The sequence below is a fragment of the Enterococcus sp. AZ109 genome, assembly GCF_051714625.1.
In the GTDB taxonomy this organism is placed as follows: Bacteria; Bacillota; Bacilli; order Lactobacillales; family Enterococcaceae; genus Enterococcus_A.
On the sequence record NZ_JBIOSF010000001.1, the window covers coordinates 116,292 to 142,381 of the forward strand.

23 protein-coding genes are annotated in these 26,090 nt (G+C 38.6%); 21 read left to right on the top strand and 2 right to left on the bottom strand.

All coding sequences use genetic code 11. From position 1 onward, the window contains the following. The first annotated feature begins 28 nt into the window (after positions 1-28). From IGI42_RS00565 to IGI42_RS00640, 16 genes are all read left to right on the top strand, one after another. Positions 29-988, top strand: coding sequence for an SGNH/GDSL hydrolase family protein (locus tag IGI42_RS00565; RefSeq protein ID WP_438713587.1), 960 nt, complete (start codon positions 29-31; stop codon positions 986-988). After that, positions 989-1,585, top strand: coding sequence for a YpmS family protein (locus tag IGI42_RS00570; protein WP_438713588.1), 597 nt, complete (start codon positions 989-991; stop codon positions 1,583-1,585). 58 nt (positions 1,586-1,643) lie between these two features. After that, on the top strand, positions 1,644-1,865 hold the full coding sequence (locus IGI42_RS00575; RefSeq protein ID WP_438713589.1) for a YozE family protein: 222 nt from the start codon (positions 1,644-1,646) through the stop codon (positions 1,863-1,865). Between the two features lie 80 nt (positions 1,866-1,945). Next, a complete protein-coding gene (locus tag IGI42_RS00580) occupies positions 1,946-3,361 on the top strand; it encodes a S41 family peptidase (protein ID WP_438713590.1) in 1,416 nt (471 codons plus the stop codon). Between the two features lie 82 nt (positions 3,362-3,443). Next, the gene (gene lepB / locus IGI42_RS00585; protein WP_438713591.1) at positions 3,444-3,986 is read left to right on the top strand and encodes a signal peptidase I; all 543 of its coding nucleotides are present in this window, start codon (positions 3,444-3,446) and stop codon (positions 3,984-3,986) included. Between the two features lie 455 nt (positions 3,987-4,441). Next, positions 4,442-5,209 (top strand): helix-turn-helix domain-containing protein, encoded by a 768-nt coding sequence (locus IGI42_RS00590; RefSeq protein ID WP_438713592.1) that lies wholly within the window; start codon positions 4,442-4,444, stop codon positions 5,207-5,209. 209 nt (positions 5,210-5,418) lie between these two features. Continuing rightward, positions 5,419-6,267: a ribosome biogenesis GTPase YlqF gene (gene ylqF / locus IGI42_RS00595; protein ID WP_438713593.1), complete on the top strand. Its 849-nt coding sequence runs from the start codon at positions 5,419-5,421 to the stop codon at positions 6,265-6,267. Next, on the top strand, positions 6,267-7,031 hold the full coding sequence (locus IGI42_RS00600; RefSeq protein ID WP_438716981.1) for a ribonuclease HII: 765 nt from the start codon (positions 6,267-6,269) through the stop codon (positions 7,029-7,031). The genes ylqF and IGI42_RS00600 overlap by 1 nt, the downstream gene beginning before the upstream one ends. 60 nt (positions 7,032-7,091) lie before the next feature. Further along, positions 7,092-7,949: a DNA-processing protein DprA gene (gene dprA / locus IGI42_RS00605; RefSeq protein WP_438713594.1), complete on the top strand. Its 858-nt coding sequence runs from the start codon at positions 7,092-7,094 to the stop codon at positions 7,947-7,949. Positions 7,950-8,050: 101 nt separating this feature from the next. Further along, positions 8,051-10,129, top strand: a complete 2,079-nt coding sequence (gene topA, locus IGI42_RS00610; RefSeq protein WP_438713595.1) for a type I DNA topoisomerase — start codon at positions 8,051-8,053, stop codon at positions 10,127-10,129. Between the two features lie 17 nt (positions 10,130-10,146). Continuing rightward, positions 10,147-11,445, top strand: a complete 1,299-nt coding sequence (gene trmFO / locus IGI42_RS00615; protein ID WP_438713596.1) for an FADH(2)-oxidizing methylenetetrahydrofolate--tRNA-(uracil(54)-C(5))-methyltransferase TrmFO — start codon at positions 10,147-10,149, stop codon at positions 11,443-11,445. Positions 11,446-11,601: 156 nt separating this feature from the next. Continuing rightward, positions 11,602-12,501, top strand: coding sequence for a tyrosine recombinase XerC (gene xerC, locus IGI42_RS00620; RefSeq protein ID WP_438713597.1), 900 nt, complete (start codon positions 11,602-11,604; stop codon positions 12,499-12,501). Positions 12,502-12,518: 17 nt separating this feature from the next. After that, a complete protein-coding gene (hslV, locus tag IGI42_RS00625) occupies positions 12,519-13,064 on the top strand; it encodes an ATP-dependent protease subunit HslV (RefSeq protein WP_438713598.1) in 546 nt (181 codons plus the stop codon). A gap of 13 nt (positions 13,065-13,077) precedes the next feature. Continuing rightward, positions 13,078-14,472 carry an ATP-dependent protease ATPase subunit HslU gene (gene hslU, locus IGI42_RS00630; RefSeq protein ID WP_438713599.1) on the top strand — a complete coding sequence of 465 codons (1,395 nt, stop codon included), beginning with the start codon at positions 13,078-13,080 and terminating at the stop codon, positions 14,470-14,472. A gap of 15 nt (positions 14,473-14,487) precedes the next feature. After that, positions 14,488-15,276 (top strand): GTP-sensing pleiotropic transcriptional regulator CodY, encoded by a 789-nt coding sequence (gene codY, locus IGI42_RS00635; protein ID WP_438713600.1) that lies wholly within the window; start codon positions 14,488-14,490, stop codon positions 15,274-15,276. 14 nt (positions 15,277-15,290) lie between these two features. Continuing rightward, positions 15,291-16,160, top strand: a complete 870-nt coding sequence (locus tag IGI42_RS00640; RefSeq protein WP_438713601.1) for an aldose 1-epimerase family protein — start codon at positions 15,291-15,293, stop codon at positions 16,158-16,160. 56 nt (positions 16,161-16,216) lie between these two features. Here the strand turns inward: IGI42_RS00640 and IGI42_RS00645 are convergent, their stop codons facing one another. Then, the gene (locus tag IGI42_RS00645) at positions 16,217-16,831 is read right to left on the bottom strand and encodes an NUDIX hydrolase N-terminal domain-containing protein (protein WP_438716983.1); all 615 of its coding nucleotides are present in this window, start codon (positions 16,829-16,831) and stop codon (positions 16,217-16,219) included. A gap of 7 nt (positions 16,832-16,838) precedes the next feature. Next, positions 16,839-17,468 (bottom strand): glycerol-3-phosphate 1-O-acyltransferase PlsY, encoded by a 630-nt coding sequence (plsY, locus tag IGI42_RS00650; protein WP_438713602.1) that lies wholly within the window; start codon positions 17,466-17,468, stop codon positions 16,839-16,841. A gap of 106 nt (positions 17,469-17,574) precedes the next feature. On the opposite strand from plsY, the gene IGI42_RS00655 reads away from it, so the two are divergent. The 5 genes from IGI42_RS00655 to pflA all read left to right on the top strand — a co-directional run bounded on the left by IGI42_RS00655 (position 17,575) and on the right by pflA (position 26,055). Then, entirely contained in the window at positions 17,575-17,997 is a 423-nt protein-coding gene (locus tag IGI42_RS00655) for a CoA-binding protein (protein ID WP_438713603.1), read from the top strand. A gap of 123 nt (positions 17,998-18,120) precedes the next feature. Then, entirely contained in the window at positions 18,121-20,148 is a 2,028-nt protein-coding gene (gene parE / locus IGI42_RS00660) for a DNA topoisomerase IV subunit B (protein WP_438713604.1), read from the top strand. A gap of 14 nt (positions 20,149-20,162) precedes the next feature. Next, entirely contained in the window at positions 20,163-22,616 is a 2,454-nt protein-coding gene (parC, locus tag IGI42_RS00665; RefSeq protein WP_438713605.1) for a DNA topoisomerase IV subunit A, read from the top strand. Between the two features lie 284 nt (positions 22,617-22,900). Beyond that, positions 22,901-25,192 carry a formate C-acetyltransferase gene (gene pflB, locus IGI42_RS00670; protein ID WP_438713606.1) on the top strand — a complete coding sequence of 764 codons (2,292 nt, stop codon included), beginning with the start codon at positions 22,901-22,903 and terminating at the stop codon, positions 25,190-25,192. Between the two features lie 83 nt (positions 25,193-25,275). After that, positions 25,276-26,055 (top strand): pyruvate formate-lyase-activating protein, encoded by a 780-nt coding sequence (gene pflA / locus IGI42_RS00675; protein ID WP_438713607.1) that lies wholly within the window; start codon positions 25,276-25,278, stop codon positions 26,053-26,055. Positions 26,056-26,090 lie beyond the last annotated feature (35 nt).

Here is a 26,090-nt window from a genome sequence, read left to right on the forward strand (position 1 = left end):
TTTTTTATCTCAAAAAGGAGGCGAAACATTGAAAAAATTTATCACACCGATTATTCCTGCAGTAGTTGCTGTGCTGGCTTTCGTCTTTTTGTCCTTGTTATTACCGAAAGCCGAACCAAGGCTAAAAGTTACAGCCAATAATCCAAACGAAAAATACAAACAGACAGTTCATTTTGTTGCGTTGGGAGATTCACTCACTCAAGGTGTTGGTGATGAAACGAATCGCGGTGGATTTGTACCTTTAGTAGCCGATAGCTTAAAAAATGAATATAGCATTTCGACTGTACAGACGGAGAACTTCGGGGTTTCTGGAGAACGCAGCGACCAGATCTTAAAAAGACTTAGCAAAGATGAAGACCTTCAACGAAGCTTAGAAAGTGCTGATATGATCACTTTGACCGTAGGTGGTAATGATTTGTTGCAAGCTTTTCAAAAGAACATGACAGCCACTTCTGCAAAGAAATTTAATTCTTCTATCAAAAAGTATCAAAAGAATGTAGAAAAAATCTTAACAGAAACAAGAAAGTTGAACAAAGATGCGCCAATCTATATTCTAGGTATATACAATCCCTATTATTTGAATTTTCCAGATATTGATGAAATGCAGCAGGTAGTAGATAATTGGAACGATGCAACTGAAGAATTAACTGAGGATACTCGGAATAGTTATTTTGTCCCGATTAACGATTTGCTGTATAAAGGATTGCCAGAGAGTTCCAATGCAAGCTCGAGTGGGAGCTCAACACAAGAAAGTTCCAATGGAAGCTCAACACGAAGCTCAATAAAAAGATCAATTAGTGAATCTAGCGAGGATTCTACAACGCAAACGTCTGAACAGATAAGTGAAGGAACCACTGTCAGGAATAATGTGTTGTATGACGGGGATAATTTCCACCCTAACAATCTTGGCTATCAGTTAATGGCAAATGCGGTGAAAGAAGAAATGATGAACACGAATGATTTATGGTTGTTGAAGGAGGGTAAGTAGATGAGAAAAAAAATGAATGCTTGGAAAATAGCTTTTTTAGTGCTAGTGGGTATTTTAGTCGGCAGTGGTATTTTTTTAACAACACGTGTGTTGTCCACTCGTGAGACAAACTTACCACCCAGCAGTGAGACTACTATCCCTGAAGGATCTCCAGTGTTGACTATGAATATGGATAAAAAGAAGTTAAATACTGTTATGGAATATTTTTTGACTGAATATCAAAAGGATTCTGATATAAAGTATGAATTTTATCTAGAAAATCAGGCGCTGCTAAAAGGTCAGTTTAGTTTATTAGGAGCGGATATCAATTTTTATCTATATTTTGATCCTTATGTGATGGACAATGGAAACGTACAATTGCGAGCAAGGGATCTATCGATTGGTACCTTAAATTTACCTGTTAGCGAAGTAATGTCAATGATCGTACGAAGCTACAAATTTCCTGATTGGGTCGAAGTTTCCCCAAAGGATCAAACCATTGAATTAAAACTAGATCAATTTAAGATGAAAAATGGAATGTTTATCAAAGCCGATCATATCGATCTTGTGGGAGATGACATTCAATTCGGACTGTATCTTCCTCAATCGGATGAATAACCGAGTAATCATAGGATGAGGTTGAATATGCAACTATTAAATCAAAGTGGAGTGAACAATGAGAAGAAGCTTTTATCACTATATTATGACTCTGCGGGGGAATAATTTAAAAGATCCTACCCAATCATTTGCTGCAGCAGTCAGCAAAGATATTATGTTTCCAAAGCATTCAGAGGATTACCATGAAGTTGCTGATTATTTGGAATTAAATACTAATTATATCGAGTCAATGGATCTTTTTGATCGACTATGGGAATATTATCTTGAGAATAATCGATAAATTTCTAGGAAAAGCCTGAGAAGGCTTTTCCTTTTTTTTTCCTCGTGCTATTATGAAAATAAGTGAAAGGGTGGTGCGCTTTGCAGAAAAAAACAGTATCGTTGTCCTTCTATCTAGTCTCTTTGTTTTGCACCATTGTTATTACTGCTGTAATTGTGTTTTTTTTAGAGAAAACACAATTTACTCACCAAGAATCAGTAATTAAAGTAACGCGTAGCGAGCTGGATGAGGTTCAAGATCTTTATGATTTGATTAGTACAAATTATGTAGGAAATGTGGATGAGGATGAGTTAATAAAAGGAGCTCTCTCTGGAATGACCGAAGCTTTGGGAGATCCTTATTCAGAGTTTCTTTCTGCGAAAGAGACAAAAGAGCTAGATGATGAAGTAGCGGGTACGTTTGAAGGTATAGGAGCTAATTTACAATTAAAGGATCGAATGCCGACTATCGATCAAGTGCCCATTAAGGATTCGCCTGCTGAAAAAGCTGGGCTTAAATCAGGTGATGTTATTTTAGAAGTTGATGGTACAACGACTCAAGATCAATCGCTAGATGCGATTGCTAGCTCTATCAGAGGGAAAAAAGGAACTGAAGTACATTTAATGATTCAACGCAGTTCAGAAAAATTTAGTGTCAGTATCAAAAGAGATATTGTTCCAAATGAAACCGTTAAAGGGCAGTTGGACGTAGACAATCCTACTATCGGAGTGATTCAACTTGCTAATTTTCGTGAAACAACGGCATTGGAATTTCGTAACTCAATTGAAGCACTAAGAAAAGAGGGGGCGCTCTCATTCGTTGTAGATATTCGCCAAAACTCTGGCAGTCTATTGAATGAGGCCGAACGCATCGCAAGTTATTTTTTGGACAATGGTGACACGATTGTACAATTTGCAGATGACAAGGGTGTAGTAGCGGTCGAAGAAGCTACTGAAGAAATTGATGACGGATTCAAGGTTAATGAACCGGTTGTGTTTTTAGTGGATCAAGAAACAACTGCTGGTGGAGAGCTATTAGCAGCAGCTGTTAAAAGTAAAGATATACCAGTGATTGGAACTCGTACTTTCGGCAAAGGCACTGTGCAAAATGTCCAACCCATTGGTGAAGAAAGCTATGTTCAATTAACTATTTTAAAATGGCTTACTCCTGATGGTGAATGGATCAATAACAAAGGTGTTACACCCACAATAGAAGTTGGCGAACCTGGCTATGCAAACCTACCACCTTTATCTAGACAGTCAAACTGGCGGATTGGTGATCAAGGAGAAGTTATTACTAATTTGAATGCTATGTTGAGCGCTTTAGATTATGACACAGAAGGAGATCAATTCGATGATCGAACACGTCAAGCGGTGCTCCAAATTCAGACTGAAAACAATCTTCCGGCTACTGGTGCAGTTGATGTTAAAACCTCTCAGGTTATCCAAGAAAAGCTATTTCAATTAGTTAAATCGAACGATGCGGCTTACAAACGTGCAATAGAGGAATTATCTTAACAGCAGAGGTGTTCTCTGTTGTTTTTTATTGGTAAAGGTAGGGGGTCTTCCCCTATAATAGATGTAGAGGGGGAAGAGCAAGATGAAAAAATGGCAAGACCAGCTATGGTTGGCAATAAAATATTTTTTAATTGCGCTCTTTCTGGGTGTAATTATTCGTGGGTTTCTACTTATTCCAATACCGGTCACCGGAAATTCAATGAATCAAACCTTAAAACAAGGTGACATGGTATTAATGGAAAAGTTTACTAAAGTTCAGCGGTTTGATGTAATTGTTTTTCGCCAAGATGATGGAACGACTTATATCAAGCGGGTCATTGGTCTTCCCGGAGAGACTATTCGTTATGATCAAGATCAACTATATATTAATGAAGAACGAGTACCTGAAAATTTCTTAACTAATAATCAAGATCACGACAATGAAAATACTCCTTATACGACAAGCTTTAATTTGCGGGACTTGATCGATGTAGATCAACTTCCACAGAATGAATATTTTGTGTTAGGAGACAATCGAAGAATTTCGAAAGATAGCCGCTCTTTTGGTACCGTCAATAGCCGAGAAATTATGGGGAAAGCACGTTTTGTATACTATCCTATATCTGATATAAAATTTATCCATTGACCACTTCGGAAAGAGTGTTTGATTATATTTTTATCTTTAATTAGTATTTAGTTAAGATAAGATTAAGTGTTTATAATCATATTAACGCTTATAAAAAACTAATTTATAATAGGTCCGAATATTTATATGATCTTTTAGATCTTAATGTAGACTATGGTTGAGCATTATAGTCAATATTGTGTTGTTATTTTAAAACCTCTTATTAAAAAGAGGTTTTTTAATTTATTAAAACGAGACCTCTTTGCGAAAATTTAATGTTTGAATTAATGGACAAAAAAACATTTTTTTAGTAAAAATATTGAATAGATGTTTTTATTTACAAAATTTGTCAGTTGCTAAAATCAAATGTAAGTTTCCCACACAATGTCCAATTAAATATACTGGGGAAGGTTCATTGTGTAAGTACAAAAGTCTTGATTCAACAGCACAATTTAATATAGAAAGTAGTGAACTTAATGCAACAAATCTTATTATTAACCAAGAACATATTATCGGAAGATAAACTTCAGAAAAGTTTACAAATACTGAATTATGAGGTGTTTAGTACATCTAGCTTTTTAGAATTAAGCAAGTATTCTCAAGTAAATGAACAATTCTTAGAATATTTCCAATTCGTGATTTTAAGTAAAACAATTTGTAATGAGGAAATACATGAAGTCTTACCCGTACTAAAACGTCATAACTTAACCATCTTTAGAAGTTACGAAGAAGAACCAGCGGAACAAGAGAAAGAATTTCTTGAAAATGTTGGCATCACTCATTGGTTGAAAGACACTAGCCCTTCAGAGTTGTTAAGAGAAAAATTGCAACAAGCTTTAGTGGCGGACACTTATCCAGCTTCATCCGAAAATTCAATGGATTCTGTGGATACTTCCCCATTCCAGCGTCAAAAAATTGAATATAAGTTGACCAATGTAATTAAACATCTATCAAAGCAAGAAACAGAATTCTTTAGAATAATCTTCACAGCTCATTCGCAACCAGTAACTAGAGAAGAATTGTGTGAGCGTCTGTGGGGAGATAAAACAACTAACTCACATTTAAGTACACTGTCTAGTTTGTCTAAAAGAATTGAACAAAAATTCAATAAAAATGGTTTTTCAGGTTTGATTATCAAAACACAATGGGGGGATGGCTATACTCTTTCTAATGATTTTGCTGATCAAGTGGCAGTGATCCGCCGTTCCCCTGAAGTTGTTACACATCTCTTTAATTTAGGTTAATCGGTACGAATTATTGATAAGAAGAACATTGATATGCAAAAACTCAAAAGTCTGTTTATTTGAGATATGTATACGATGATTCTTCTTTTTTATGTCTTTAGAAAAAGATTTAACTAAATATTTCCGCTTAAATAGTCAGACGATATGGTAGAATATCTGAGGAAGAGATTACTAATTAGCGACTCACTATTCAAAGGAGGAAACATCAAATGACCATTCAATGGTTTCCAGGTCACATGGCCAAAGCAAGAAGAGAAGTATCCGAAAAGCTAAAATTCGTTGATATAGTTTTTGAATTGGTTGATGCTCGGTTGCCACGATCTTCGCGTAATCCGATGTTGGACCAAATCGTACAACAAAAACCGCGCCTTATCCTATTAAATAAAGCAGATTTGGCAGATCATAATCAAACCAGTCTGTGGATGGGGTGGTTTAAAGATCAAGGTTATGAAGTTTTGTCATTAAATGCCAAAGATGATAAGAGCGTCAAACAAATCGTACCAGCAGCCAAAAAAGTATTAGCTGAAAAATTGGCTAGGGATAAAGAAAGAGGAATCAAACCTCGGGCAATTCGTGCAATGGTTTTAGGAATTCCAAATGTAGGTAAATCAACGCTATTAAATCATTTGGCAGGAAAAAAAATTGCGAGTACAGGCAATAAACCTGGAGTAACCAAAGGCCAACAGTGGTTGCGTTTTGGGTCACAATTGGAGTTGTTAGATACCCCAGGAATTTTATGGCCTAAGTTTGAAGATCCTGAAGTAGGAAAAAGATTGGCTTTAACCGGGGCTATCAAAGATGATTTATTACATCTAGACGATTTAGCAATCGATGAACTGGGCTTTTTGCGCCGATTTTATCCAGAACAGTTGAAAGAACGGTATAAACTTAGTGACGAGGATATCTCTCAAGAACTGCCTGAACTGTTAATGCTAATTGCTCATAAGCGTGGGTTCAAAGAGGATTACGAACGTGCCAGTGAGATGATGATTATTGAATTGCGACAAGGAAGATTAGGGCGGTATACTTTGGATCGCTTCGAGGAGTATATAGAGTGATGGAGAAACTTTCAATTCAAGCAGTTAAGGAATTGTTGCTAGATATTATCGATGAAAAAGATCAGCGACTGATAGCACTTAGAGCTGACGAACGCAAAGGGGTGCAAACAGCCCTAAGGCAGTGGCACAAACGCCAAGAAAAAGAGGCTGCATTAATCTCTAAGTATCGTCAAATGTCTAGTTTTGAAGAAGAAAAAAAGGGGCGAGGCTTTCAGTTCATTGCTGGTATTGATGAAGTCGGTCGTGGACCGTTAGCAGGTCCTGTCGTAGCAGCTGCTGTGATCTTAAATGACAACCATCAAATCTTAGGATTAAATGATTCGAAACAGCTTTCAGCTAGTAAAAGAGAAGTACTTGTAACTGAAATAAAAAAACATGCGCTTGGGATTGGAATCGGTGAAGCAAGTGCAGCAGAAATTGATGAGTTAAATATTTATCAAGCGACTAAAGTAGCAATGCAGCGCGCGATCGACCAGTTACCTATCCAACCAGATTGTTTGTTAATTGACGCAATGGTGTTAGAAAATGGCCTTCCGCAAGAAAAGATTATCAAAGGAGATGCACGCTCGGTATCAATTGCTGCGGCTAGTATTATTGCAAAAGTTTATCGAGATGATTTGATGGCGGAATATGGCCTGGAATACCCGGCTTATGGGTTTGAACAAAATGCCGGATATGGGACCAAACAACATCTAAATGCAATTGAAAAATTTGGCGTATTACCGATTCACCGAAAGACCTTTGCTCCAATTCGAAAAAAATAAAAAATGAAATCTCTCTTTTTGACTTACTTTAAAGTAGATCGTCAGAAAAGAGGGATTTTTTTGGAAAAGAAATTATTTTTACTTCGTTTAAATTTAACGAGAGGTATTGGTGCAATTACAAAACTAAAAATTTATCGGTATGCCAAAAAGCTAAATTGCTGGCAATTTTCGTCAACTGATCTCTATTCGCTCACCAAGGGAAAAGGATCTGGAGACTGGGACAATTGGACTAAACTAAGATTGGAAGAGATTTTGGCTAATCAACCGATGATATCAATTGAAGATGATGAGTACCCAGAACACCTTCGCTTGATTCAAGCGCCGCCTTTAATCTTGTTTTATAAAGGAAATTTAGAATTGCTAAAAAGAAACAGTCTTTCAATTGTAGGTGCTCGTTTAGCATCTGATTATGGTTATGGCGTTCTTAGGGAATTTATGCCTGAATTGATCAAACGACAATTTGTAATTGTCAGTGGATTGGCGAAAGGGATTGATTCCTATGCCCATCAATTTGCCATATCCAATCAAGGAAAAACGATAGGAGTGATTGGCACTGGTTTGGATATCTGCTATCCTAAAGAAAGTGGTAATTTACAAATTGAAATGACTAGAAATCATTTAGTGCTAAGCGAATATCCAAAAGGAACACCACCGGCCAAGTTCCACTTCCCGATGCGAAACCGAATTATTGCAGGGTTAGGTCAAGGGGTATTAGTAATTGAGGCCAAACAAAAAAGTGGCTCTCTCATTACTGCTCAACAGGCTTTGGATTCTGGAAAAGAGGTATTTGCTGTGCCTGGAAGCATTTTGAACGGTCGTTCAGCCGGCTGTCACCAGTTAATTCAAGATGGAGCAGTCTGTGTTGAAAAAGTGCAAAATATTCTCGATTCTCTTCAATTATTGAAAAAAATTTATTAGTTGTGACTTGACAAATAAAAATTGAATCGCTATGATAGGCTACGATTTGTCAGTAAATTTCCTGTATATAATAGAAGAAAAAAATTAGGAGGCAAAAACGTTTGGCCTATAAATATTTAGTGATTGTAGAATCACCGGCAAAAGCAAAAACAATTGAAAAGTATCTTGGTAGAAATTACAAAGTCGTAGCGAGTGTTGGACACGTTAGAGACTTGCCAAAAAGTAAAATGGGGATCGATATCGAAAATAATTACGAACCTCATTATATTTCTATTCGTGGTAAAGGTGACGTCATTAAAGGCTTAAAGCAAGCAGCAAAAAAAGCACAAAAAGTTTATCTAGCAAGTGACCCAGATAGAGAAGGGGAAGCTATTGCTTGGCATTTAGCCTACTTGCTGGGGTTAGACTTGGATGATAAAAATCGGGTAGTCTTTAACGAAATAACAAAAGATGCGGTAAAAGCAGCGTTTAAGGAACCTCGATCGATTGATGTTTCGTTAGTTGATGCGCAACAAGCGCGTCGTGCACTAGACCGTTTAGTTGGTTATTCAATTTCACCAATTTTATGGCGTAAAGTGAAAAAGGGATTAAGTGCTGGTCGGGTACAATCCATTGCTTTAAAAATTATTATTGATCGCGAACAAGAAATCCGCAAATTCATTCCGGAAGAATACTGGAGCATCGATGGGAACTTCAAGAAAAAAACAAAAAAATTCAAAGCAAACTTCTGGGGTGTCGATGGTAAAAAGAAAAAGCTGCCGAATGCCGAAGCAGTCAAAGAAATCACCCAGCGGATTGACGGTAAAGATTATCAAGTAACAAAAGTTGAGAAAAAAGAACGCAGACGTAACCCTGCTCAACCATTTACAACCAGTAATTTGCAACAAGAAGCAGCACGTAAGCTAAACTTCCGTACGCGAAAAACGATGATGGTTGCTCAGCAGTTGTATGAAGGTATTGCATTGGGGAAACAAGGGACTGTCGGACTAATTACGTACATGCGTACGGATTCTACACGTATATCTGATACAGCAAAAGCTGAAGCAGCAGAATTCATTGAAAACAAATACGGCAAAGAATATTCTCAGCATCATGCCCGTAAGACTAAAAATCCTCAAGGTTCACAAGATGCCCATGAAGCGATTCGACCAACTAGTGTGATGCGTACACCAGATGAAATGAAACAATACTTGGATAAAGATCAACTAAAATTATATACGTTAATCTGGTCACGTCTTGTGGCTAGTCAGATGACGGCAGCTGTTTTGGATACCATGAAAGTTACCTTGGAACAAAACGGGGTCATCTTTATTGCAAATGGTTCAAAGATTAAATTCAAAGGGTTTATGCAGGTTTATGTTGAAGGTCGTGATGACGGCAAAGAAGATAAGGAAAATATCTTACCAGAGTTAGCTGAAGGAGATGTCGTTCAATCCGTAGACATCGAGCCTAAGCAACATTTCACTCAACCGCCAGCTCGCTACAGTGAAGCAACATTGATTAAAACCTTAGAAGAAAATGGTGTAGGACGACCATCAACTTATGCGCCTACTTTAGATACGATTCAAAGACGTTATTATGTGAAGTTAACACAAAAACGTTTTGAACCGACTGAGTTAGGAGAAATTGTCAATTCGCTGATTGTAGAATTCTTCCCTCAGATAGTCGATGTAAACTTCACGGCTGAAATGGAAAATGATTTGGATAAAGTGGAAGAAGGCAAAGAGGAATGGGTCAAAGTAGTCGACCGCTTCTACCAACCTTTTGCTAAAGAATTAGAAAAAGCTGAAGACGGGATTGAAAAAATCCAGATCAAAGATGAGCCTGCTGGTTTTGACTGTGACGTCTGCGGACATCCAATGGTGATCAAGTTAGGACGCTATGGTAAATTTTATGCCTGCAGCAACTTCCCAGAATGTCGTAATACAAAACCAATTATTAAAGAAATTGGCGTGGAATGCCCAGTTTGTCACAAGGGACAAGTAGTGGAAAGAAAATCCAAGAAAAACCGTTTGTTCTACGGTTGCTCACGTTACCCAGATTGTGACTTCACTTCTTGGGACAAACCGGTTGGTCGAAACTGTCCTAAATGTGATAATTACTTAGTTGAGAAAAAAGTAAAAGGCGGTAAACAAGTAGTCTGCATTAATGGTGATTACGAAGAAGCCGTTCAAAAATAGCATAAGTGAGGAATAAAATGGTAAAAACGGTTAATGTTATCGGTGCGGGTCTTGCAGGAAGCGAAGCTGCTTGGCAGCTAGCCCAAGCAGGTGTGCCAGTTGATTTATACGAAATGCGCCCCATCCATTCGACACCGGCTCACAAAACGGAAAAATTTGCTGAACTAGTTTGCAGCAATTCTTTACGGGGAAACAGTTTGACGAATGCTGTAGGCGTATTGAAAGAAGAAATGCGCCGGTTGAATTCTGTAATTATTCATTCAGCAGATGAGACTGCAGTGCCTGCCGGGGGTGCTTTGGCAGTAGATCGCGAAGGTTTTTCTGCCCTAATTACTGAGAAAGTAAAAGGGCATCCTTTGGTAACTGTGCATAACGAAGAAGTAACGAAATTACCGGAAGGAATCACTATTATTGCTACTGGTCCTTTAACTTCTGAAATTTTAGCAGAGGAAATTGCTACTTTTAATGGTTCACATGGCTTTTATTTCTACGATGCAGCAGCACCTATCATCGATGGTACGACAATTGATCGTGAAAAGGTTTATTTAAAATCTCGCTACGATAAAGGTGAAGCAGCATATTTAAACTGCCCTATGGATAAAGAAGAGTTTATGGCATTTTACGAAGCGTTAATTGAAGCCGAGGTAGCTGAATTAAAAACTTTCGAAAAAGAAAAATTCTTTGAAGGCTGCATGCCAATTGAAGTAATGGCCAAACGTGGAGTGAAAACAATGCTCTTTGGTCCCATGAAGCCTGTCGGATTAGAAGATCCTAAAACAGGTAAACGTCCGTATGCTGTTATTCAGTTGCGCCAAGATAATGCAGCAGCTTCCATGTATAACATGGTTGGCTTCCAAACTCATTTAAAATGGGGCGAGCAAAAACGGGTTTTCCGCATGATTCCAGGACTGGAAAACGCTGAATTCCTGCGCTATGGCGTGATGCACCGCAACAGCTTCATGAATTCACCGGAACTTTTGCAGCCAACCTATCAAAGTCGTAATCGGGAGGATTTATTCTTTGCTGGTCAAATGACTGGGGTAGAAGGCTACGTTGAAAGTGCTGGTAGTGGTTTAGTAGCTGGAATGAATGCGGCTAGGCTAGCAAAAGGCGAACCACTACTGGAATTTCCGCAAGAAACAGCTTTAGGTGCAATGGCTTACTACATTACCCATGCTGAAGGAAAGCATTTCCAGCCAATGAATGCTAATTTCGGCTTATTTCCTAGCTTGCCAGAGCGGATAAAGGACAAAAAGTTACGCTACGAGACCTTAGCGCAACGTGCGTTAGATGCTTTAACTCAAATGGATTTATAAGTATACATGACCCGCTGCAGAAAGTTGCAGTGGGTTTTTCTTTGCGGTTTCTAAGGAATTGTAAACAAATTCGTGAAAACTCAATAAATTCTGACAATTTAATTGTATTTAAAAACAGGTTGTGCTAAATTTGGAATATGTTTGTGAGGTGAGGTTTTGACAAACGAAGAACGAATTCAAGATTTTATGCGTTATTTGATCACTGAAAGAGGTTATTCAGTTAAAACTAAAGAAGCTTATTTGCGAGATTTACAGGATTTTTGTGATTTTTTGAAGGGCTCCGGTAATGAAGAACTACTAACAATAGATCACTTAGATGTACGCGTTTACTTAGCCTATTTGAATGATCAAGAATATAGCCGGAATACAATTAGCCGTAAAATTGCTAGTCTACGATCCTTCTATCAATATCTGTTGAGGCGGGAGAAAATTGATGAAAATCCTTTTTCCTATGTTCATTTGAAGAAAAAGAAAAATCGTCTACCACGCTTTTTTTATGAAAAAGAATTAGATGTCCTTTTTCAAAGTGTTGAAGGGAACAAGCCGCTAGATCAGCGAAATCGAGCATTGCTAGAGGTGCTATACGGTGCAGGGCTGCGAGTCAGCGAATGTGCCAATTTGACGTTCTCTGTTATTGATTTTGATAACAGTGTTATGTTGATTCACGGAAAAGGAAACAAAGATCGTTATGTTCCGCTAGGCTCTTACGCTGCAGATGCACTACAGGAATTTCGTTTAGATGGTCGTAAACTGATCATGGAGCGCTTTGGCAAAGAGCATGATTATGTTTTTATCAATCATCGCGGAGTGCAAATTACACCGACTGGGATTGAATATGTATTGAATCAGCTAATAAAAAAGAGCAGCTTGAATTCAACCATACATCCCCATATGCTGAGGCATACATTTGCTACTCATTTATTGAACAATGGAGCTGATTTAAGAACAGTTCAAGAATTGTTGGGGCATTCAAATTTATCAACTACTCAAATTTATACTCATGTTACAAAAGAAAGTTTACAAAAAAGTTATCGCTCGTTTCATCCACGAGCTTGAATTTAGGAGGAATACCAATGGCAGAATCACAATTTCATTCGACTACTATCTGTGCTGTAGAAAAAGACGGCAAGTTGGCAATGGCCGGTGATGGACAAGTTACAATGGGACAACAAGTAGTTATGAAAGGAACGGCACGTAAAGTACGCCGAATTTATAATGGGCAGGTAGTTGTCGGCTTTGCAGGAAGTGTAGCTGATGCGTTTACGCTAGAAGAAAAATTTGAAGGAAAACTCAATGAATATAATGGCAACCTACAAAGAGCAGCTGTTGAATTAGCGCAAGAATGGCGCACACAACAAGCAATGAAAAACTTAGAAGCATTATTAATTGTTATGAATAAAGATGAAATGTTACTAGTTTCAGGTAACGGTGAAGTCATCGCTCCTGATGATGGTATTTTAGCTATCGGATCAGGCGGTAACTATGCATTGGCAGCAGCAAGAGCTTTGAAACGGCACAATCCGGAAATGTCTGCTAAAGAAATTGCCGAGAGCGCCTTAAATATTGCCGCCGATATCTGTGTTTTTACAAACCATAATATTATTGTTGAAGAGATGTAAAGGAGAATGTTGAATGTCAGAAATTAATAAAACGCCAAGAGAGATTGTTAGCGAGTTGGATCAATATATTATTGGTCAAAATGAAGCAAAACGCTCTGTTGCTGTTGCGTTACGCAATCGTTATCGTCGAATGCAACTTGAAGAAAGCATGCAACAAGAGGTCACACCTAAAAACATTTTAATGATCGGACCTACTGGTGTCGGCAAGACCGAGATTGCACGCCGTTTATCGCGCATAGTCAAGGCGCCTTTTGTAAAAGTAGAAGCAACAAAGTTCACCGAAGTGGGTTACGTAGGTCGCGATGTCGAATCTATGGTACGAGATTTAGTGGAAAATGCGATTACGATAGTTGAAAAACAACAGTACTCACAGGTTTATAGCAAAGCGTTGAAACGGGCCAATAAGCGTTTGGTCAAAGCGTTAGTTCCAGGAATTAAACGAGAACAAAAGAAATCGAATAATCCGTATGAGCAAATGATGAACATCTTTAATCAAAGCCAACAAGCCGAGCCGCAGGAAGAATTGACGGAAGAAATCAAGGTCAATCGCAAAACGATTTTGGAACAGTTGGAAAAAGGTCAGCTAGACGGCCGTGAAGTGACCATTGAAGTTGATGAACCTAAAAAAACAATGCCAATGAATAACGGCCTAGAACAAATGGGGATCGATCTAAATGATACCTTGGGTGCCTTGACCCCTACTAAAAAAATACAACGTACAGTGACTGTGAAAGATGCTCAAGAACTACTAGTCAAAGAAGAACAGGCCAAACTAGTCAACGATGCTGACATTCATACAGCAGCAATAAAATTGGCTCAAAGCTCAGGGATTATCTTTATTGATGAAATCGATAAAATTACCTCTAAATCTCAACAAAACGCAGGTGAAGTTTCTCGTGAAGGCGTTCAACGAGATATTTTGCCAATCGTGGAAGGATCACAAGTGAACACAAAATATGGAGCTATTCAAACAGATCATATTTTGTTTATTGCTAGCGGGGCCTTTAGTTTTTCAAAACCAAGCGATTTGATACCGGAATTGCAAGGGCGCTTTCCAATTCGAGTTGAACTAGATGATTTAACTGCTGAAGATTTTGTTCGAATCTTAACTGAACCCAACAATGCACTGATTCAACAATATATTGATTTGATTGGAACGGAAAATGTTAAAGTGATTTTCACGCAAGAAGCGATCGAGAAATTAGCTAAAATTGCTTTTGATGTGAACCGTGAAACTGATAATATTGGTGCTAGACGACTGCACACAATTTTAGAAAAACTTTTAGAAGATTTGCTGTTTGAAGCGCCAGATATGCAAATGGGAGAAATTACGATTACTGAAGCGTACGTTGATGAGAAATTGGCTTCAATAGCTCAGAATAAAGATTTAAGTCGTTATATTCTATAGTTCGGAGGGGAAATGATGGTAACCTTATTAGAAAAGACGCGCCAGATAAACAAATTGATGCAGCAGAAAAATGCTTTTGAACCAACGGCTGAGCTACCGTACAATAATATGGCGCGTATCTTGGGTGATGTGCTGGATTCATTGTCATATATCATTGATTCTAAAGGGAAACTTTTAGGTTACAATGAAAAAATTGATATCAACAATGATCGTGTGAAGTCGTTTTTAGTAGATCGACAATTTCCGGATAGTTATGTAGAGGAGCTGACACAGGTTATAAAAACCGAAGCAAATATTCCTAGTGGAAGTTCTGGAACGGCATTCCCAACTGAACGTGCGCAGTACTATCCTAATGGGGTAACCACCATCGTCCCAATCTTTGGTTCTGGCGAGCGTTTAGGCACAATCATAATTGCTCGAACAGAAGAATCGTTCACAGAAGATGATCTAGTGTTGGCAGAGTATGGGGCAACAGTTATTGGGATGGAAATATTGTATCAACAATTCTTACATGTGGAAGAAAAGGTTCGTAGTCAAACAGCTGTACAAATGGCTATTAGCACACTTTCATATAGTGAATTAAAGGCAGTCAAAGCAATTTTTGAAGCCTTAGAAGGTGATGAAGGTCGTTTAACAGCTTCTAACATCGCTGACAAAATTGGCATTACTCGTTCGGTTATTGTCAATGCTTTGCGTAAATTAGAGTCAGCAGGTATTATTGAGTCACGCTCGCTAGGAATGAAGGGGACGTATCTGAAAGTATTAAACCCCTTATTCAAAAAAGAATTGGTTCGACATCAATAGAGAGGCGGAAGCTTATGACAGTAATAATTAAAAATGACTACTTACAAGCAATAATTAATGAAAAAGGCGCCGAGTTAACAAGCTTGAAAGCAAACGAGATAGAGTATATTTGGCAGGCAGATCCGGCGTTTTGGGGGCGACATGCACCAATTCTGTTTCCTTTTGTCGGTCGTTTAAAAGATGATCAGTATAGTTATAAAGGCAAAATATATCCAATGTCGCAACATGGATTTGCTCGTGACGAAACATTTCAAGTAAAGAAACAAACGGAAGAAAAAGTCGTTTTAGTCTTGAAAAGCAGCGAGAAGACCAAGGAAGTCTATCCATTTGATTTTCTGTTAACTGTCAGCTATGAAGTTTGGGGTGAAGGCTTACGTATCCGTTTTGAGGTAGAGAATACCGGAGATGACGAAATGCTGTTTGCTCTAGGCGGCCATCCGGCTTTTAACGTTCCGATGGAAAAAGGGCTGGATTTTGAAGATTACTTCTTCTCTTTTTCACCACAAAAATCACGGGTGAAAATTCCTTTAGAAGGACCTTATGCCAATTTGGATCAAAAAACGCTTGGTCAAACCAATACGAATATTCGAATTAGCCACGATCTGTTCCAAAATGATGCGCTGATTTATGAAACTAAAGGCCTGAATGCTTTTACTATTAGTGCAGAGGACTCGCCGCATAGTGTCACGCTGGCGTATAACCATATTCCTTATGTGGGTTTTTGGTCGCCTTATCCCAAAGAAGCTCCATTTGTTTGTATTGAACCATGGTGGGGGTTCGCTGATACGGTAGACAGTAATGGAAAGCTGGAAGACAAGCCTGGTATGAATCTTCTGTCACCTGCTGAAACATTTAAAACTCAGTTTTCAATTACTGTTAGATAAAAAATAAGACCACAAAAAAACGCCGAGAGATCGGCGTTTTTTATAGGCACTTGTTTTTAATCAAAAAGTACTTGCCAATTTGGATCATTTTTAGCAGCAAAACAAAGAGCGATTTGTTCAGTTGTGGTTTTTTCTTCGGCTAATTCTGGTAGATCGTTGAAATCAAACCAGCCAATCTGTAAGGTTTCAAGATTTTCTTCAAATTGTCCACCGGTTATTTCGCAAAGGACAAAAATTTTGCAAATACCATAGGCATAACGAGGCAGATTGTGGCGATTTCGATCTTGCAAAGCAATGATTTTTAGCGCTTGCGCATCAAAGCCAGTCTCTTCTTTTACTTCTTTTACCGTATTCTCTCTAATAGATTGATCAATATCTACCCAACCACCAGGCAGCGACCACTTGTAGTTGCTTTCTTGGACTAAAAGAATTTTGTCACCTTCAAAGATTGCTGCTCGAGTGTCAAGCTTGGGCGTTGGATAGCCAGTCTCTTCAGCAAATAATTCTTTGATTTTCAATTCCGGCAACGGTGATTGAACCGACAGCATTTCGACAGCCATTGTACGAATACGTTCGAAGCGCTCTTTGTCGAAGGAATCTTTAGTGTAAGCCAATCCAGCTTGGGCTAAAGATTGTAGTTCAACTGCCCAGTCAGTTAATTGTTCGTTGATGTCCAATTTAAGACTCCTTTTTGTTTAATCCAAAAGGTACGCGGCTTTCAGTGCCATTTTTGATTCGCTGAAGGTTTTCCCGATGGCGATAGATAATATAGGTCGTCAGTACAAGACAGATAAGGGTTAACAGCCAATTGTGTTCCGGCAGGATGGCAGGCCAGATTATCGGTAGAACGACGGTGGAAGCTGTTACGAAAATAGCCGAGAGCATGCTGGTAGCACTCACCATGCTAGTAATATACAAAACAATTAAAAAGAATACCAACGAGTAAAAGAAAAATAAAGGACTGTAGCCTAACAACATTCCGGCGCTGGTTGCGACAGCTTTCCCGCCCTTGAATCCGGCAAAAATCGGCAATGTATGTCCGACAACAGCGACTAAACCAAACCATAAGGGATTGACATTTAAATGGAAAAGGATTGGCAGGCTGGTGGCAAGAGTACCCTTCAAAAGATCAATCGCAAATACCACAAAGCCGGCTGGTTTACCTAATATACGGAAGGTGTTAGTGGTTCCCGTTCCTCCACTGCCGTAGTCACGAATATCTTTTTTAAAGAAAATTTTTCCGATCCAAACGCCCGAAGGAATCGAACCTAAAAAATAAGCTAGCAATAAAAGCATAGCTGTTTTCATTGGACTTCCCCATTTCATAGTTGTTACAGTTATTTTAACAGATTTGAAATAGGTGAACAATCACTAAAGCAATGATATACTAACTATTAAGAAAGGTGGTCATAATATGCAATTTGAAAATCCAAGTCAAGAAACCATTTTTGAATATTTAGACTCTGCAAAAGTGATTGCAGTAGTCGGCTATAGTGAAAACGCTGATAAAACCAGCCATCAAATCGCTCAATTACTAAAAAATGCGGGTTATACTGTGTATGGTGTAAATCCTAAATTGGGTGGTCAAATGGTAGCGGGAATTCAGGTGGTAGCGACATTAGCAGATGTGCCTGAACATATTGATATTGTAGATATTTTCCGCCGTAGCGAATTTTTACCACAGGTTGCTAAAGAATTCTTAGCAACTGATGCAAAAGTTTTTTGGGCTCAATTGGGCTTAAGTAGTGAAAAAGCGGCTGAAACGTTGCAAGAACAGGGCAGAAATGACATTGTCATGGACCGTTGTATCAAAATTGAATTAGCTAAAAGAGCTTAAGAGCTAGTTGATTTTCTGTCTAAAAATTGATAAAATGCCTTCTCGGGTCATCGGAAGGCTTTTTTTTTAGGCTTTTTTAGCGTATCATAGCAATGATGTATTTTTAGATAAGGAGCTGTTAGCTTGGCTACAAAAAACAACAATGAATACAATGATGCTTCGATTCAGGTCTTAGAAGGCTTAGAAGCAGTTAGAAAAAGACCTGGTATGTATATTGGTTCCACAGATGGACGTGGTCTACATCATCTAGTTTATGAAATCGTTGACAACGCAGTCGACGAAGCGCTGTCTGGATTTGGCAGTGAAATCAATGTAACTTTACATGCCGATAATAGCGTGACTGTAAGCGATAAAGGACGTGGAATGCCTGTTGGGATGCATGCATCTGGTATTCCTACAGTCGAAGTAATTTTCACTATTTTGCATGCAGGAGGTAAGTTTGGACAAGGCGGCTATAAAACATCTGGTGGTCTCCATGGTGTGGGTGCTAGTGTCGTCAATGCCTTGTCGAAATGGCTAACTGTTACAATTGTTCGTGATGGTGTCGAATATGTACAAAAATTTAAAGACGGCGGCAAACCACAAGGTAGTTTGAAAAAGATTGGTAAAACGCGTCAGCCTAATGGGACAAGTGTTCATTTCTTACCAGATGATACAATCTTTTCGACCGTACGCTTTTCTTATGAAACTCTTTCTGAACGTTTACGGGAATCAGCTTTCCTATTACGAGGTGTAAAAATAGCAATAACTGATTTGCGGGGAGAAGAAGTTAAGGAAGAAGTCTTCCTTTTTGAAGAGGGTATCAAAGAATTTGTTGAATACTTAAATGAAGACAAAGACACCTTAACACCAATCACCTACTTTTCTGGTGACAAAGATGGCATTGAAGTGGAATTTTCTTATCAGTACAACGATGGGTATTCTGAAAACGTCTTGTCTTTTGTTAATAACGTACGGACTAAAGATGGCGGTACCCATGAAGCTGGAATGAAAACGTCAATGACGAAGGCTTTTAATGAATATGCACGAAAAACAGGTTTATTAAAAGAAAAAGATAAGAATTTGGAGGGCTCAGATTTTCGTGAAGGACTTTCGGCCGTCTTATCTATTCGGGTTCCTGAAAACTTATTACAATTTGAGGGCCAAACTAAAGAAAAATTAGGAACACCAGCAGCTCGTGGTGTTGTAGATAGCGTTATAGGCGAACAGATGGGCTTCTACTTGCAGGAAAACAGCGACACTAGCCAAATGCTTGTTCGTAAGGCTATAAAGGCTAGAGAAGCACGTGAAGCTGCTCGTAAGGCACGTGAAGAAAGTCGTAACGGAAAAAAACGCAAAAAGGGTGAATCCCTGCTGTCGGGTAAACTAACTCCAGCTCAATCACGCAATGCTAAACGAAACGAACTTTTCTTAGTTGAAGGAGATTCAGCGGGAGGCTCTGCCAAGCAAGGCCGGGATCGGAAGTTTCAAGCGATTTTACCCTTGCGTGGAAAAGTAATTAATACGGAGAAAGCCAAATTGCAAGATATTTTAAAAAATGAAGAAATCAATACCATGATCTACACTATTGGTGCGGGTGTTGGTCCTGAATTTTCCATTGACGATTGCAATTACGACAAAGTAATAATTATGACCGATGCGGATACTGATGGTGCTCATATCCAAGTATTACTTTTAACCTTTTTCTACCGTTACATGAAGCCATTAATTGAGGCGGGAAAAATATACATTGCATTACCGCCTTTATATAAAGTGTCCAAAGGTTCTGGAAAAAAACAAGTGATGGAATATGCTTGGACTGATGATGAGCTGGCAGGTGTCATTGATAGAATAGGTAAAGGTTACATGTTGCAGCGATACAAAGGTTTAGGGGAAATGAATGCTGAACAATTATGGGAAACGACGATGGATCCTGAACATCGGACATTGGTTCGTGTGCGAATTGATGATGCAGCAAAGGCAGAACGCCGCGTGACAACGCTAATGGGTGATAAGGTCGAACCACGACGCAAATGGATTGAAAGTCATGTTCAGTTTACAATGGAAGAAGAGGGTAGTTTATTGGAAAATAAAGATGAGATTCAATCATCTGTCTCTAATGAGCTGCTGGATGAAGAAAATTACGATGCTGAACAATTGTTTGAAGAGTAGGTGGTGGTCAACAGATGGAAAATAAACAGTCAATTCAAGAATTAACATTGGAAGAAGTCATGGGTGACCGCTTTGGTCGTTACTCAAAATATATAATTCAAGAACGGGCGTTGCCAGATGTACGAGATGGTCTGAAGCCAGTACAACGCCGTATTCTGTATGCAATGAATAAAGATGGCAATACTTATGACAAAGGCTTTCGCAAGTCAGCTAAATCTGTCGGAAATATTATGGGGAATTATCATCCTCATGGTGACAGTTCAATTTATGAAGCAATGGTTCGAATGAGTCAAGATTGGAAACTTAGAGAAGTTTTGATTGAGATGCACGGAAATAACGGATCAATGGATGGTGATCCACCGGCAGCGATGCGTTATACGGAGGCACGTCTCTCCCAACTAAGCGGCGAGATGTTAAGGGATATTGAAAAAGATACTGTCGATTTAGTTTGGAACTTTGACGATACAGAAAAAGAACCAACTGTGTTACCAGCTGCGTACCCTAACCTGTTAATCAATGGTTCTACTGGGATTTCAGCAGGATATGCTACCGAGATTCCGACCCATAACTTGTCAGAAGTGATTGATGGTACGATTTATTTGCTGGATCATCCCAATGCCAGTCTAGAGAAAATCATGGAATTTATTCCGGGTCCGGATTTTCCAACCGGTGGTATTTTACAAGGAAAAGATGAAATAAAAAAAGCTTATGAAACAGGTAAAGGAAAAGTCATTCTGCGATCGAAAACCTCGATTGAACCGTTAAAGGGTGGCAAGCAGCAGATCGTTATTCATGAAGTTCCTTACGAAGTGAACAAAGCTGTCTTAGTGAAAAAGATGGATGAGATCCGTCTGAATAAGAAAATTGACGGAATTGCCGAAGTGCGCGATGAAACTGATCGTACTGGATTGCAAATTGTCGTTGAACTGAAAAAAGATGCGAATGCAGAAGGTATTTTAAACTATTTATTCAAAAATACTGATTTGCAAATCAATTATAATTTTAACATGGTCGCTATTGATAATATGACACCGCGTCAAGTAGGCTTAAAGCATATTCTTACTAGCTATATCGGCCATCGTCAGTCAGTAATAACTAAACGTAGTCAGTACGAATTAATAAAAGCACAGAAACGACAACATATAGTTGAAGGTTTAATGAAGGCTTTGTCCATTCTTGATGAAGTGATTGCGGCTATTCGAGAAAGTAAAGATAAAAAGGACGCCAAAGGAAATTTGGTGAAAAAGTTCGACTTTACAGAAGAGCAAGCAGAGGCGATAGTGAACTTGCAGCTATACCGTTTAACTAATACCGATATTACGCAGTTGAAAAAGGAAGCTGCGGAGCTAGCAGCTGAAATTAAAGAATTGCAATTAATTTTGTCCAATGAACGTGAATTGAATAAAGTGATGAAGCAAGAGTTGCGTCAAATTAAAAAAAGGTACGGAAATGGACGCTTAACCAAAATTGAAGATCAAATTACGGAGATCAAAATTGATACAGAAGTTCTGATTGCCCAAGAAGATGTAATCGTCTCGGTTACTCAAGAAGGTTACCTAAAGCGCAGTAGTTTACGTTCGTACAACGCTTCACGTCCTGAAGAGCTTGGTAAAAAGGATGGCGACCGGGTACTATTTGCTCAAAAGATGAATACTCTCGAGCATGTATTGATTCTAACCAATCGCGGGAATATGATCTATCGACCGGTTCACGAGATTGCTGATCTGAAATGGAAAGACGTTGGTGAGCATATTTCTCAGACTATTACCAATCTTAAAGTGGACGAAGAAATTATGGCGGTCTTTCCTTACAAAGAAATTGACGCAAATCAGTTGTTTGTTCTTATGACTAAAGAAGGCATGATTAAGCAGACACGTATGACAGAATTTTCTCCTTGGCGCACCTATAAGAGCCGTCCAACTCTTGCTATAAAATTAAAAAGTGATACAGATAGAGTTATCTCAGTCCAATTAATTAAAAATGTTAAGAACCTAGATGTCTTTGTAGGTACTTATCGCGGATTTGGGTTAAGGTATCCGTTGGAAGAAGTTCCGGTTGTTGGAGCTAAGGCTGCTGGAGTAAAAGCAGTTAATCTGAAAGACGGAGACTTTGTTTCAGGCGGGGCACTTATCCTATCTGAAGGAGATTCACCTATTGTCCTAGTTAGTCAGCGTGGGGCAGTGAAACGAATGCTAGCTCAAGAGCTACCTCAGCTAGGTCGTGCAAAACGAGGACTAATGATTTTCAGAGAGCTGAAGAAAAATGCGCATCGTCTAGTTTACTTAACAGATACACCAGAAGGCGAAATTGAACTGCTGACACAAAAAGGGACAACAAAAGTTATGGACATCAAAAAAATACCAGTCAGTGACCGTTTAGCAAATGGCTCTTTTGCCATTGAAGAAAAGAAAGATGGCGAAGTATTAGCGGTTTACGAACCAAAACAATGGGATGAACAAATCGAGTAACTGTGTTATAAAAAAATGATTTGAACGGCTAACTGTATTAGTACAGACGCCGTTTTTTTGCTCACATATAGCTAATCAGTATCTATTTTAGAGGCTTCCTTAACAATTGTTAATAAGGTTTAATCGTTGATATTATAACGTTGTTAACGATATCAAGGGTTTTATAAGAGACTTGTTAAACTTTTTACATGAAACTATTGCAATAGCCTTGAAATGTGTTATACTGTGACTGTAAAGCTGTAGCAATCAAAAATGGTCATAATTTCTAAGGAGGTCTCTCTTAAATGGGAACTGCAACAAAAGAGCTTGAAAAGTTGAATGTAACAGAGAAAGCAGCATGGAATGGATTCAAAGGAACAATTTGGAAAACAGAAGTAAACACACGTGATTTTATCCAAGCTAACTATACACCGTATGAAGGAAACGCTGATTTCTTGTCAGAAGCAACTGATGCTACCAATAAACTATGGGGCAAATTGCAAGAACTACAAAAACAAGAGCGTGAAAACGGCGGCGTTTTGGATATGGAAACAGATGTTGTTTCTTCAGCAAATGCATATGGCGCTGGTTACATCGATGAAGAGTTAAAAGACGATGAAAAAGTTGTTGGACTTCAAACAGACAAACCGTTAAAACGTGCATTTATGCCTTATGGTGGTATTCGTATGGCTGAAGAAGCACTACAAAGCTACGGATATACTCCAAACCCTAAATATACTGAAATCTTTAATGAATATCATAAAACACATAACCAAGGTGTTTTCGAAGTGTACACACCAGAAATTCGTGCAGCACGTCGTAACAAAATCATCACAGGTCTTCCTGATACTTACGGACGCGGACGTATCGTTGGTGATTACCGTCGTGTAGCATTGTACGGAATTGACTACTTGATGCAAGAAAAATTGAAAGATCATGCTAATGTTGGTAACGGACAATACACTGACGAAGATATTCGTTTGCGTGAAGAGCTTAATGACCAATACAAAGCATTAAAACGCATGAAAGAAATGGCTGCAGCTTATGGCTACGATATTTCTCGCCCTGCTGAAAATGCTAAAGAAGCTGTTCAATGGGTATACTTCGGTTACTTAGCTGCTATCAAAGAACAAAATGGCGCTGCTATGTCAATCGGACGTGTATCTACCTTCTTAGATATCTACATCCAACGTGATATCAGCAACGGTTTGCTTAACGAAGCAGAAGCACAAGAATTGATTGACCATTTAGTAATGAAACTACGTATGGTGAAATTTGCGCGTATTCCTTCATACAATGAATTGTTCTCTGGCGATCCTGTATGGGCAACTCTTTCAATCGCTGGTATGGGTATGGACGGACGTACATTAGTAACTAAGAACGACTTCCGATTCTTACGTACGTTGCAAAACATGGGACCTTCTCCTGAACCAAACTTGACTGTTTTGTATTCTTCACGGTTACCAGAAGGATTCAAAGATTATGCTGCGAAGATTTCAATTGAAACTTCTTCAATTCAATACGAAAATGATGATGTAATGCGTCCAATCTGGTTAGATGACTACGCAATTTGCTGCTGTGTCTCAGCTACTGAAACGGGTAAAGAGATGCAATTCTTTGGCGCTCGTGCCAACCTTGCGAAAGCTTTGACTTATGCAATCAATGGTGGGGTAGATGAAAAGTCTAAAACACAAGTAGGACCTAAATTCCGTCCGATTTCTTCAGATGATGCATTAGACTTTGAAGAAGTAATGGAAAAATACGATGACATGCTAGAATGGTTAGCAGGTTTATATGTAAACACATTGAACTGCATCCACTACATGCATGATAAATATTACTATGAAGCAGCTGAATTAGCGTTGATGGATACCAACTTGAAACGTACATTTGCAACAGGTATTGCTGGATTCTCTCACGTAGTAGACTCATTGTCAGCAATCAAATACGCAAAAGTTTATCCAGTTCGAGATGAAGATGGCTTAGTAATTGATTACAAAACAGAAGGCGAATTTCCTAAATATGGAAATGACGATGACCGTGCCGATAACATCGCTGTATGGTTGTTGAAAACTTTCTTAGAAAAATTAGAACATTACAAGACTTACCGCGATTCTGAACCAACAACTTCTATTCTTACAATCACTTCAAATGTGGTTTACGGAAAAGCAACAGGAAGTTTACCAGATGGACGTCCTGCTGGAGCACCATTATCACCAGGAGCAAACCCATCATACGGGGCTGAACAAAACGGTTTGCTAGCTTCTCTAAATTCATTGACTAAATTGCCTTACGAATATGCTTTGGATGGTATTTCAAATACCCAAAGTATCAATCCTGATGCTTTAGGTCATGATGAAGAAGAACAAATTGAAAACTTAACGAATGTATTGAATGGTTACTTTGACCAAGGCGCTCACCACTTAAACGTGAACGTATTTGGTAAAGAAAAATTAGTTGATGCGATGGAACATCCAGAAAAAGAAGAGTATGCTAACTTTACTATTCGGGTATCTGGCTACGCAGTTAAATTCATCGATTTATCTCGTGAACAACAACTAGATGTAATCAGCCGTACATTCCACGACAAAATGTAATAACTGAAAAAAAGTAACGCAAGTAAGGGCGGATGGACGGAGGTCTGTTCGCCTTTACCCATGTTCATAAGGAGGAAATGTTTATGTCGACAACGACTGAACAACCGATTATTGGAAATGTCCACTCAATTGAAAGCTTTGGTTCGGTTGATGGGCCGGGTGTGCGTTTTATCGTCTTTATGCAAGGCTGCCGCATGCGCTGTCAATTTTGTCATAATCCGGATACTTGGCAAATCAAAGATCCCAAGGCGAAGCAGCGAACTGCCGATGATCTTTTGGAAGAAGCCGTTAATTACAAGAGCTATTGGGGAAAAAAAGGCGGAATTACTGTCAGCGGTGGAGAACCGTTGTTGCAGATTGATTTTCTAATTGATTTATTCAAAAAAGCAAAAGCTCAAGGAATACATACAACGCTAGATTCATGCGGGAAACCATTTACATTTGAAGAACCCTTCTTCTCTAAGTTTGAAGAATTAATGCAATATACTGATTTAATTCTATTTGATATCAAACAAATTGATGACCAAAAGCACAAGGAACTAACTGGTCAAGGCAATGCCAACATCTTAGAAATGGCGAAGTATCTATCAGACATTAATAAACCAGTTTGGATTCGCCACGTATTAGTACCATTTAGAAGCGACTATGACGAATTTTTAATTCGATTAGATACATTTATTAAAACCCTGAAGAACGTTCAAAAGGTTGAAATATTACCTTATCATACGATGGGTAAATACAAGTGGGAAGAAATGGGATTAAAATATCCGTTAGAGGGTATCGAACCACCAACGGATGATCGGGTCGAAAATGCAAAGAAACTTCTCCATACTGAAGATTACAAAGGCTATTTAAACCGATAAACTTTCTAGAAAAGAGCGACTCTTGGTTGCTCTTT